Below are 11817 nucleotides of genomic sequence, written 5' to 3'. Positions count from 1 at the left end.
TCACCTTATTTCTTCATTAATTCTAAGGATTGAGGTAAAAGCCACTGTAAAACGACCTCAAAACCAATGTGAAAATGAGGCTCTGTTAAAGCCAGTATTGACTCTTCCTCTACTAAACTAAAGCAATGCTCTCCAATAATTACATCCCAAGCATCCATTTCTCCCTCTACGATTTCCCCACATACAGTATAATACCCACTATACATAATCTGTTGACCGTCTACAGGAAAAGCATTCAATAATGTTGGTTGCTGTAAGTTTAACCCAAGGCTCTTTGAAAAATGCAGTAGTTCTTCATCTAACTTTTCATTTGCCAGGATAAAATTTTGATAGGCTAATGGATCTCCCGCTTGCAGATGTGTCATATAAAGCGCATTTGTTTTCTCCTTATCAATTGTTAGTTTCCAATCTAATATACGTACCTCTACCATCCTAGTGCCCCCTAATTTGTAAATGTTACTGTCACAATCGTCCCTTTTCCTACCTCTGATGTAATAGCCAGCTCATGCCCTAGCTTTTCACAGATTTCTTTGGCTAAATAAAGGCCCATTCCAGTTGATTCACCTGTTTTCCGCCCATTTTCGCCAGTAAAAAAGGCTTTCGTAACACGAGAAAGATCGGAAGCTGGAATCCCAATACCCTCATCACAAATCGCAAGTTGTACATAGTCATCCTTTTCAATGGCAGAAATAACAATTTTTTTATTGGCTTCAAACGTGTATTTCACTGCATTGGTGATAAATTGTCCAAGAATGAAACGAAGCCATTTTGAATCACTGGCAACAATTAGATCGTCGTCAATATGAATTTCCGGGAAAACTCTTTTCGTAATAAATAAACGTTTATTTTCATTAACAGTTGCAGTTACAATACCTTTTAGCGCAACTCGCTCTACTTGCATATCATCCTCAAAATTTTCTAGGCGTGCATTAACAAGTACCATGTCCAACCCTCTACGCAAGCGATCGATTTCCTCCTGAACATTCTTTTTATCAAGAGGTCGGTCATCTTGTAATAATAATTCAATCACTGAAATAGGTGTTTTCATTTGATGGACCCACTGGTTCATAAATTGATCATGCCTTTTTTGACTTGCATATAAAGCATGCAGCTCATGTTGATAAAGTCGATACAATTCATGCATATACTTCTCGGTTTGTATAGCTTCTGGCGTTTTTGCATTTTTTTGTAGCACATCCTCCATTGCTGATGGAAGCTGAGTTATCTTCAATAAGTAGCGTTGCCGCATTAAATAGCGGACAAGTAAAAAGGATGCTAATAGCACAAGGCTAATACAAAAGGAATAAATAGCCGTATCAATATTTCGAAAACCGTCGAGTGCATAGATAACCATGATGAAGCCAACTAATAAGAGCTGGAACACAATAAATGATGCATAATCACGTAAAAAAAGCTTCCAGCCCACTATAGCTCACCTGCACTTAATATGAATCGATAGCCTGCACCACGTACCGTTTCGATTGTTGACGATATATGATAATCCGCTAACTTTTTTCGAACTCGGGTCATATTCACATTCAAAGTGTTTTCATCGACAAATGCTTGATCGTCCCAAAGCTCCTCTAACAATTGCTCACGCGAAACTACTTTCGGTGCATTGCCCATCAATAGCTCTAAGATGATACATTCTTTTTTCTGAAGTGGAATTTCTAAATCATTTTTATGTAGCTCCATTCTTTCTAAATGAAGTACAAGCTGTCCTTGCTTGATTGTCCGTTCTTCTTGCCTTGCTGCATATTCACCATATGTACGGCGTAGATGACTACGGATTTTAGCCAACACAATTTCGTAGTTAAAAGGCTTTGTAATAAAATCGTCGCCCCCATTTTCAAGTGCAAAGATTTGGTCCATTTCTCCTGAGCGTGCAGAAATGAAAATTATTGGACATGTTGTATGCTGACGTAGCTGGCGACACCAATAATAGCCATCATAAGCGGGTAAATTTATATCAAGCAGCACCATATGTGGATTAAATGCTGTAAATTCTTCTATAAGATGATCAAATTCTTGAATTGTTGCAACTTCGTATTGATATTTTCTAAGCGTTTCCGCTAGTAATGATGCAATCTTGACATCATCTTCAACTATGAATATTCGATGCTTTTCCATATCAACACTCCTTTCTTTCTATATTGTATCAAAAAAAGGTTCGACGACATAATTGTCAGCGAACCTTTAGGCTAAAACATTACATGAAACCGTATTTTCCTTAATAAATTAATTGTAAAAAGTCCTCAGTTGAAATTCCACCAAAATATGTAGGGATATCAATGTCTGCTAATGCCTTAGCAATTGCAGCTCTGTCATAGTTTGTCCCAACTAAGCGCTGTTCTATATCAGCCATATCACCGACACCAAAGAAATCTCCAAAAATATGCACTTCTTCCATCACACCATGATTTACTTCTAGGCGAATATCAATGCCTCCTGTTGGGAATCGGTGTGTTTTTTGAATATTAAAGCGAGGTGATTTCCCAAAATTCCACTCCCAAGTTTGATAGCGTTCCTCTGATAGCTTGTGGATATTTGCCCAATCATCTTCGGTTAGCTCATAATAACGAATATTTTCTTCCCCGCCAAAAATGGATTTTAAAATTTCAAGACGGAATTCCTCAACTGTCATTTGCTCTTTTAAAAACTCTGAAATGTTTGCTACTCGTGAGCGAATTGATTTAATACCTTTTGATTCGATTTTATCCTTTTTGACCTTTAAGGCTGAGACAACCGCATCGATTTCTGTATCAAACATCAATGTACCATGGCTGAACATACGTCCTTTTGTAGAGAACTGAGCATTTCCTGAAACTTTACGTCCCTCTGCTAGTATATCATTACGTCCTGAGAGCTCTGCATTCACACCCATTTTTGCTAGAGCGTCAACAACTGGTTGCGTGAATTTTTTATAGTTCATAAAGCTATCGCCATCATCATTTGTAATAAAGCTGAAGTTAAGATTGCCTAAATCATGATAAACAGCACCACCACCTGAAAGACGGCGCACAACAATAATGCCATTGTCCTCTACATAGTCTGTATTGATTTCTTCAATCGTATTTTGGTTTTTACCGATGATGATAGACGGTTGATTAATATAGAAAAGGAGCACTGGCTCTTTCTCAACGTCCATTGTTTTTAACAAATACTCCTCAATAGCAAGATTAATACGTGGATCATGGATCCCTTTATTATCAACGAAAATCATAGTTCACGTTTCCTCCTTCACAAAATATCCATATTTATTTTACCGTAAATTAGGCATTTTGTGTTGACGAAAAGCATCTGTTATAATACACTAGAAAATATCAAAACAGTAATAGTACAGATGAACTTAAAGGAGGAGTCCACAATGTTAGAAAACGTAGTTGAATTTTTCAAGAATTTACCTGCTAAGCAATGTACTGAGTGCGGTGAAAAAATGGAAGAACAAAGCGAATGCTACAGCAACACTTGTGAAAAATGTAACCACCTATAAGCATTTGCCTATTCTGATATAGTCATATACGTGCCCCACACGTAGCAATCATGACACCCTTCATCATATTTTGATGAACCCTTAATTAAATCTCTTACACTTACAAAAAACAACAGCTGATACGCTCATATCAGCTGTTGTTTTTATGTTTTTGAAAAAGACAATCACTAGCAGAGAAAGACCTTTTGGCAAGGGAAGGGGATTTCCGTTCTGCCAGCGTCCCGAGGGAGCAGCTCGCCCACTTAAAAAGCAAATGGCCCACAATGGAAATCCATACTTTTTTTCATAAATTTTCTATAGATAACTTCGTTTTTATTTATGTCATTTGAGGCTGAAGAATTATTACATAACTCCTATGAACAACAAAGCACTCACCGTACATTAGGTGAGTGCTTCATGTTTAGTTTTCTTCAGCTACTTTAGAGTAACGTTTATTGTGCAGTAGCATAAAGTAACCAAATGTGATCGCTAAGAATGCTACTAAGAAGCCAGCTAGAACTCCATAGTTTTGCATTAAGAATGACGTATCACCAGTAGAAATACTTGATTTAAATGCTTGAACTGTATATGTCATCGGTAATAGCTTGTTAAATACTTGTAATGGTGAAGGTATTAATTCTAATGGGAATGTACCTGCACTTGTTGTTAATTGTAAAATTAGTACAACAATTGCCATGAAACGACCAGGGTCACCAAAGATCGAAACAAGCATTTGGATTAAGGCTAAAAATACATAGCTTGTTAATAAGGCTGTTAAGATAAAGTAGCCCATGTTATTCACTTCGAGGCCTAGACCCCATTTGACAATAACTACTGTTAGTAATGTTTGCACTAAACCTACGACTGCTAGTACAGTCACTTTACTTGTAAACCAAGATGCCCCGTTTTTAGGACGAATAGCAGGTTCAACAAGTGGGAACACAATTGAAATTAATAATGCACCTACGAATAAACCTAGAGAAATAAAGTACGGTGCAAAACCTGTACCATAGTTAGGAACATGGTTTACAGACTCTTTTTCAACTTCAACTGGACTACCTACCATATCATACGTGTCTTGATTTGCTTTAACTTCATTTGCTTTTTCACTAGCCTCACCTAATTTACCAGATAAAGTAGCTGTACCATCTGCAAGCTCCGTCGAACCATCTGCAAGTGTTGCAGATCCTTGTGCTAGCTCACCAGATTTTGAAGCAAGTGTTGAAGTACCTTGATTTAATGTTGTTGTACCATTCGCTAATTCATTTAAACCAGATGCTAATGTTTTTGAACCTGTTACAGCTGTATTCACACCTGCATGTAGTTCACCTAATTTTGCAGCTAATGTAGCATTACCTGCTTGTAGACCTTTTGCACCTTCCAATAAAGCATTACTTTTAGCTGTTAATGCATTCGCACCAGCTAGCACTTCTGCTTGACCTGCTGCAATTTGAGTTGCCCCAGAGCTTACTTGATTGGCACCAGCTTGTAATTTTTCTGTACCAGCTGATAAGGATGTTAAACCGTTATGCACACTAGCACTACCTGCCTGTAGTTCCGCTAATGTTTGTTTCAACGCTGCTGCTTGCTCTTCAGGCATTGAAGCCATCATCGTTTGTAATTGATTTGATAGAGCTGTAATGCCTGCCTCTACTTTTGCAGATCCCGCTGTTAATTGAGTTGCTGCACCATTCAATGCACCGGCATTCTCAGCAATAGATGCTGCACCTGCACTAATTTGCTGTTGTTTGTCGTTTAAAGTGTTTAAACCAGCACCAACTTTTGCAACACCTTGTGTATATTGTGATAACCCCTGTTCAAGGCTCGTTGCTCCATTTGCAGCTTGCTGTGCACCCTGTTGTAATTGAACAGTACCATCTTGTAGTTTGACTAAACCACTAGATAAGTCATTCGCGCCTTTTGCGGCATCTCCTGCACCTTTTGTTAATTTATCAGTACCATTTGATAGTTCAACTGTGCTCGATGCTAGTTGCTCCAGATATCCTTTTAAATCTTTTGCACCATTCGCTACTTTTTGTGCACCCTCATCTAGCTTATTTGAGCCATCTGCAGCTTCTGTAAAGCCATCTCCAAGTGTTGCAATGGAATCAAATAATTTTTCAGCATAAGTCGCTGATACTTGAGAATTTACTTCAGCGCGTACACGATCCATTGCAGTCTCACCAATTTGAGCACCAAGGAAGTTCAATCCCTCGTTTGGAATGTAGTTCATTACTAATTTTGATGGTTTGTCATCTAATAGTGTTGTTGCATGTTCAGAGAAATTTGTTGGAATTTCTAAAATCATATAATAGTCACGACTATTTAAGCCTTTTTCAGCTTCATCTTTTGAAACTTTTATAAAGTTAAATTGCTCGCTATCTATCAATTTATCGACCAAGGTATCCCCTAAGTCTAATTTAACGCCATCCATCTCAGCACCAGTATCCTCATTAACAACAGCTACTGGAAGATTAGGAAGCCCCGCATAAGGATCCCAAAACGCCCATAAAAACATACCCGCATACATTACTGGAATAAATAATACAGCAATGATTGACACAAGCATTTTTCTAGTTTTAAAGATCTTCAGCCACTCAGCTTTAATCATATAATATCCTCACTCCTAAACTATTTGACCGAAAACGTCATTTGGTCATTTTCATTCAAAAAAAATAATCAACCTCGACAATATTGCAAAAAGAGCACTTGATTCAATACTTATACAGCTGTATTTTATCGAATCAAGTTAAAATCAAACCTCGAAAGATAGTTTCCTTAAAAAGATTAAGAATCTTTTCTTCAGGGATTACATCACCATGTAACTCATGCCAATCGACAACAAAAGCAAGATATGCCTTCAGCAATAAGTAACTAACTAGCTCCGCATCACACTCTCTAATTTCACCTTTATTAATACGTCGTTGTATTAACTCTGCGACATACGATAAGATTTCAGTCTCGATACGTAGTAGCACCTGTTTAACTGCTGGTGTTCGTAATTCTTTTTCTTCCTCGATTAGCTTTGCAAATAAAAGATGTTTTTCTCGGAACTGTAGCATTTTCATTAAAGCATTATGCGCATTATCCATAAAGCTTGCTGATGCATCCAACACTGCATCTGCTTCCGCTTTCATCTCTCGTACAAGTGACATTGCGATCTCTTGAAATAAAATTTCTTTATTTGCAAAGAATGTATAAATCGTACCTTTACCGACATTGGCGATTTTAGCCACTTGCTCCATTGTTGTTGCCTTGTAGCCAAACAATGTAAAAGATTTTGCAGCTGCTTCAAGAATTTCCTGCCTACGATCCATTAGTAACATCCTTTCTAGTTAGGTTATGTACATCTCTCGTACACTTTAATAAAAATGACCAGAAAACCATTTCGGTCATCTGGTCATTATCATATTCCTATTTCAAAAAAATTGCAAGCCTTTAATGATGATTTTTTTCATCTTTTTTCTCTTCCTCATGATCCATATCATCTGAAGTGTCATTATTATGATCCATCATGTTATTATCCATACTGTTATTGGCTTTTTCATCCTCTGGGACAACCTTTGTCATATCAGGGCTTCCAGCAATAATTTGTTGCTTTGGCATATTATGAACACCGTTAGCTGTTGTATGTGCATACATATAATACACACCATCATGATCAAAAGTAGTCGTTGCTTTATATACACCGTCTTGCTCTAATTTCCCATCAATCATTTGTCCTTCATCGCGTTTTCCTGATTCCCAAACTTCAAATTCTACTACAGCATCATCGACATTTTTTCCACCTTGTTCAACATGTGCTGCCAGCTCAATCGTTTCATTGAGTGCTACTTCTTTTGGTGTTAAAATTTCAACTTCTGGGATCTGTGGTACTTCTGGTTCTGGCAATGCCTCTTTTTTTTCTCCACATCCTACTAATAATGTAGGGACTGCAATTAGCGCAAATAACCACTTTTTCATCTTTTAATCCTCCATTAATGGCAACCGTATCTTCACGGATGTGCCTTTTTCAACAACACTTTCAATTTCTAACGTTCCTTGTAACTGTTTTAATAACTGTTCAACAATCGATAAACCTAGTCCACTACCACCGTCCGCACGACTTCGAGCTTTGTTAACACGATAAAATCGTTCAGTGACATGGGTTAAATCCTCGACAGGAATACCAATTCCATAATCCCTAATGATAATTTGTGCACTACCAGCCTTTTCAGCAGCAACAATTTCCACCTTAGAATTTTCATGCGAGTAATTAATCGCATTTTCAATAATGTTAATAAAAATTTGTTTTAGTTTTACTTCATCCGCTTCAATAATTAGGGCATCATCTACATCTAAATATAAATTTATGTTCTTTTTATTTGCTTGATGCGTTAAGATTTTTTGAACCTCTCGTAATGTTTCACCTAACGGAATTGGATATAAATCAATGTCAGTTTGTTCATTTTCTGTTCTTGCCAGCTGAAGTAATTCGTTTGTTAAGCGTTCCATGCGATTGGCCTCACGGACGATTAGCTGAATGGTTTCTTCTTTTTGGCCTTCTGTGATGATGCCATTTTGCATGGCTTCGCTATAGCCCTTTACATAGCTAATCGGTGTTCGTAATTCATGCGAGACTGTTGCCAAGAATGTTTTTTGTGCTTCATCCTCTTGCTGAATGGCCTCTGCCATTTTATTAAAGGTACTAGATAATTTACCGATTTCATCTCGTGAATTGACAGGTACACGAGTCTCATAATTCCCATAGGACATCTGCTCCACTGCAAGCTGTAAATCGTTTAATGGTCGCATAATATGTCGAATCCCTTTATAAATTAAATAGCTAACAACTACTAAAAATATGAAAGCACTAATAAACAATAAAATAACGCCACTATTTGCCAATTCACTAATTTTGGCCAGTGGGAAATAAATATAAATAATACCTTCTAATCGATTTTGATCAACAAGTGGTACAACCACCGAAATAAGTTGTCGATCAAAGCGAGGCTCGTACCCAATTTTTTGCACATACTTTCCTGCCAATAATTTTTGTCTTTCCTCAGGACCAATCAATGTCTCATAATCGATATCAAATGGAACACAGGCACTTAATTCACGAGGATTCCTTACCGCAAATATATTCAAATTGGAATAATCATTAAATTCTTCAATATCTGCAATAAATTCATCCGTTACCTTGCCATTGTCATACATTGTTTGTAGCTTCAATCCAACCTCGACCATTGTATCTTCTGTATCTTGTACATATAAACGTTGATATAAAAAATTTGTGAGAACATACATAAAGACGACGGTAATAATTAAAAAGGCGAAAATTAACAACCAAATGCGCGTGGCAATTTTTTTCATTCGCCAGGATCAAAGCGGTAGCCCACACCCCAAACGGTTTGAATATGCGAAGCCGCATCCTTTCCAAGCTTTATTCGTAAAGTTTTAATATGTGTATCTACCGTGCGTGTTCCACCTACATAATCAATATCCCAAATGCGTTCTAATAATTGCTCTCTCGAATAGGCATTTCCTGGATTTTTCATAAATAAGTGTAAGAGTTCAAATTCCTTTAAAGTAAGTGGAATACTCTTTCCATCAACGGATACTTTTCGTGCTATTTCATCTATTTTAATAGAGCCAAAAATTACGTATTTTTGCTGTAGTTCTGTAATATTTGCACCACTTCGTCTTAATACAGCATAAATTCTGGCTACGAGTTCATCATGTGTAAATGGCTTAACAATATAATCATCTCCGCCAAGTGTAAGACCTTTCACTTTATCCTCATTCGCATCACGTGCAGTTAAAAAAATAATCGGCACATTGGACATAGCCCGAATACTTTGACAAACAACAAAACCATCCTCATGTGGCATCATTACATCAAGTAATACTAAATCTATATTTTCACGCACTATTACATCGTAAGCCTCAGTTCCACTAGCGGCAGTAAATGTCTCTATATCAGAGTTATTGAGCATCATTTCAATTAAATTACGCATATCCTGCTCATCATCAACTATTAATACAGTTGTCATCATTGTTCCTCCCTTACTAACAGCTGAAAAGCACCTTTCCCCACATCAACTGTTTTTTCCTTCTGGCCATCTTTTATAAAATACAATGTGTGATCATCATAGCCAGCGACAACAATATAATCTTTAAATTGATCCACTACAAATGGATTTGCCCCAACCTCTTGCTGCCATTTGATATGGCCATCAAAGTCAGCCACATATAACTCGTTGTGACCATGACTTACAACAAGAACAGCATCTTTGGTCTTTTTTAATCCTACTGGCATCAAAGGCATATCAATCTCTCCATGCAGTTGACCTGTAGTCAAATCATATTTTTTAACAGAACTATTTGGCTTACTTCCTTCCCCATGACCGCCTACCCATAGCTCATGTGTTTCTTCTAGAACAGCTATTCCATGTGCAGATTTTTGAATCGGCCACTCTTGCTCAATTTTTAAATCCTTCATATTTAACACAGATAACTTTGTATCTTTAAAATTAATAACATATAGTTTATCCCTATACGATGTCATTGACATTGGATAATTGCCAAGTTGTTGTGAAGCTAGCTGATTGCCTTCTTGATCAAAGCTTGTCACTGTATTGGTTTTACTATTCGTGATAAAAAATTGCTTGATGTTGTCATCGTAGTATACATTGGTCGTACCAATCTCTACTTTTTTTGAATAGAGCTTTTCTCCGGTGGATATTGTATAGACGTCGATGTTATTTAGTTGGTGTCCATATAATAAAACTTGGTCATCTCCTAATAATACGGCCCCTGAATAAGCCTTATCAAATAACCATGTCGCAAGCATATTCCCATCCTCATCAATAAAATCTAATGATGGCTCTTGTATGTTCAATGAAGCTATAAAACTTCGTTCCCTTTCAATGGGTTCATATGACTTTTCAGCGCAACCCGCTAACCATATAATTTGTAGTAACGAAAAAATGAAGAATGCCCATTTTTTCAACTTTATCACCTCTGCCCCTTTACTATACTTCACAATTGTGAAATTCGGGTGAAACTTGGAAGGTAAATTTATGACAAACCATGAAAATACATTTCACATATCAGGCGCGCAATTCTTCTAACAGTTCAATCATCCAACCAATATTTCCGTCCTTACATATATTACAAAGATAATGGTAAGGAGGAATTTGAGTATGATATCCATTAGCTTATGTATGATTGTAAAAAATGAAGAAGATGTTATTGGTCGATGTCTTGACTCTGTCAAAGATATAGTAGATGAAATTAATATTGTTGATACGGGATCAACAGATAGTACAAAGCAAGTGGTTGCACAATATACAGACCGAATTTTTGATTTTAAATGGATACATCACTTTGCAGCAGCACGAAACTTTTCCTTTCAACAAGCAACAAAAGAATACATCCTCTGGCTTGATGCTGACGATATTTTTTTAGAGGAAGACCGCCAAAAATTAAAGGCACTCAAAGCATCTCTTACTTCCGACATTGATGCTGTTTCTATGAATTATCATTTAAGTTTCGATCATGAGGGAAATGCAGATGCCTTAATAAGAAGATATCGCCTTGTCAGGAGGGAAAAGCAATTTCAATGGATTGGTGCAGTTCATGAATATTTAGAAGTTTGTGGTATGTTGTTTGATAGTGATGTTGCTGTCAGCCATTTACCGTTAACCCATGATCACTCCCGCAATATTACGATTTATAGACAACTGATTGAAACGGGAGAAACACTATCACCACGTGATACATTTTATTTTGCTAATGAATTAGTAGATCATGGCCTGTTTGAGGAAGCTATTTATTATTATGAATTATTTTTAACGTCCAAATTAGGGTGGATTGAAGATAACATACGTGCCTGCTTAAAATTAGCTGATTGCTATTCCCATTTAAACGATAAAGAAAACAATTTCAGCGCTATACTACGAAGCTTTGAATACGATATCCCCCGACCAGAAGCCTGCTGTCGCCTAGGTTATCACTTTATGGAACAATCTAGAAATTACGAAGCTATATTTTGGTATGAGCAAGCTCTAGTGATTAAACAGAAGCCAAATGCGCCCTTTCAAAACAAAAGCTTTTCTACATGGCTACCCCACTTACAGCTCTGTGTTCTTTACGATCGCTTACAACAATATGAACTAGCCAATGCCCATAATGAATTAGCGGGCTCGTTTATTCCGAATGACCCAAAAATTCTACACAATAAAGAATATTTCAAGCGTATTTTAACAATCAATCACAAAGACTCTTAAAAAATATCAATCACCATCTAAAAAGTTTCGTCTCCTGTTTGCAGGATAAACATCCAATTATCTTAAATACAG

12 protein-coding genes are annotated in these 11817 nt (G+C 36.9%); 2 read left to right on the top strand and 10 right to left on the bottom strand.

The annotated features are described in order from the left end of the window. Window positions 1-5: 5 nt before the first annotated feature. From BFM98_RS08235 to lplA, 4 genes are all read right to left on the bottom strand, one after another. Window positions 6-431, bottom strand: a complete 426-nt coding sequence (locus BFM98_RS08235) for a hypothetical protein (protein ID WP_066037084.1) — start codon at window positions 429-431, stop codon at window positions 6-8. An 11-nt stretch (window positions 432-442) separates the two neighbouring features. Continuing rightward, window positions 443-1426: a sensor histidine kinase gene (locus tag BFM98_RS08230; RefSeq protein WP_048390819.1), complete on the bottom strand. Its 984-nt coding sequence runs from the start codon at window positions 1424-1426 to the stop codon at window positions 443-445. Then, on the bottom strand, window positions 1426-2130 hold the full coding sequence (locus BFM98_RS08225) for a response regulator transcription factor (protein WP_004230457.1): 705 nt from the start codon (window positions 2128-2130) through the stop codon (window positions 1426-1428). The genes BFM98_RS08230 and BFM98_RS08225 overlap by 1 nt, the downstream gene beginning before the upstream one ends. A gap of 100 nt (window positions 2131-2230) precedes the next feature. After that, a complete protein-coding gene (gene lplA, locus BFM98_RS08220; protein WP_048390817.1) occupies window positions 2231-3223 on the bottom strand; it encodes a lipoate--protein ligase in 993 nt (330 codons plus the stop codon). A 144-nt stretch (window positions 3224-3367) separates the two neighbouring features. Here lplA and yhfH point away from each other — a divergent pair, with 144 nt between their 5' ends. Next, complete coding sequence (yhfH, locus tag BFM98_RS08215; protein ID WP_004230455.1) at window positions 3368-3493, top strand: protein YhfH; 126 nt, start codon at window positions 3368-3370, stop codon at window positions 3491-3493. Window positions 3494-3893: 400 nt separating this feature from the next. Here the strand turns inward: yhfH and BFM98_RS08210 are convergent, their stop codons facing one another. The 6 genes from BFM98_RS08210 to BFM98_RS08185 all read right to left on the bottom strand — a co-directional run bounded on the left by BFM98_RS08210 (window position 3894) and on the right by BFM98_RS08185 (window position 10355). Continuing rightward, a complete protein-coding gene (locus BFM98_RS08210; RefSeq protein WP_066037083.1) occupies window positions 3894-6083 on the bottom strand; it encodes a YhgE/Pip domain-containing protein in 2190 nt (729 codons plus the stop codon). A gap of 133 nt (window positions 6084-6216) precedes the next feature. Further along, on the bottom strand, window positions 6217-6789 hold the full coding sequence (locus BFM98_RS08205) for a TetR/AcrR family transcriptional regulator (protein WP_009373269.1): 573 nt from the start codon (window positions 6787-6789) through the stop codon (window positions 6217-6219). A 121-nt stretch (window positions 6790-6910) separates the two neighbouring features. After that, window positions 6911-7435, bottom strand: a complete 525-nt coding sequence (locus tag BFM98_RS08200; protein ID WP_004230451.1) for a FixH family protein — start codon at window positions 7433-7435, stop codon at window positions 6911-6913. 3 nt (window positions 7436-7438) lie between these two features. Then, complete coding sequence (locus BFM98_RS08195) at window positions 7439-8827, bottom strand: sensor histidine kinase (protein ID WP_066037082.1); 1389 nt, start codon at window positions 8825-8827, stop codon at window positions 7439-7441. Next, a complete protein-coding gene (locus tag BFM98_RS08190; protein WP_004230448.1) occupies window positions 8824-9507 on the bottom strand; it encodes a response regulator transcription factor in 684 nt (227 codons plus the stop codon). The genes BFM98_RS08195 and BFM98_RS08190 overlap by 4 nt, the downstream gene beginning before the upstream one ends. Further along, on the bottom strand, window positions 9507-10355 hold the full coding sequence (locus BFM98_RS08185) for a YncE family protein (RefSeq protein WP_254660009.1): 849 nt from the start codon (window positions 10353-10355) through the stop codon (window positions 9507-9509). The genes BFM98_RS08190 and BFM98_RS08185 overlap by 1 nt, the downstream gene beginning before the upstream one ends. Before the next feature lie 304 nt (window positions 10356-10659). Here BFM98_RS08185 and BFM98_RS08180 point away from each other — a divergent pair, with 304 nt between their 5' ends. Continuing rightward, complete coding sequence (locus BFM98_RS08180) at window positions 10660-11745, top strand: glycosyltransferase family 2 protein (protein ID WP_066037080.1); 1086 nt, start codon at window positions 10660-10662, stop codon at window positions 11743-11745. Window positions 11746-11817: the final 72 nt, after the last annotated feature.

Source organism: Lysinibacillus sp. AR18-8 (genome assembly GCF_001705465.1).
Classification (GTDB): domain Bacteria; phylum Bacillota; class Bacilli; order Bacillales_A; family Planococcaceae; genus Lysinibacillus; species Lysinibacillus capsici.
The sequence above is the reverse complement of the archived record's forward strand: the minus strand, read 5'-3'. Positions and strand labels throughout refer to the sequence as shown.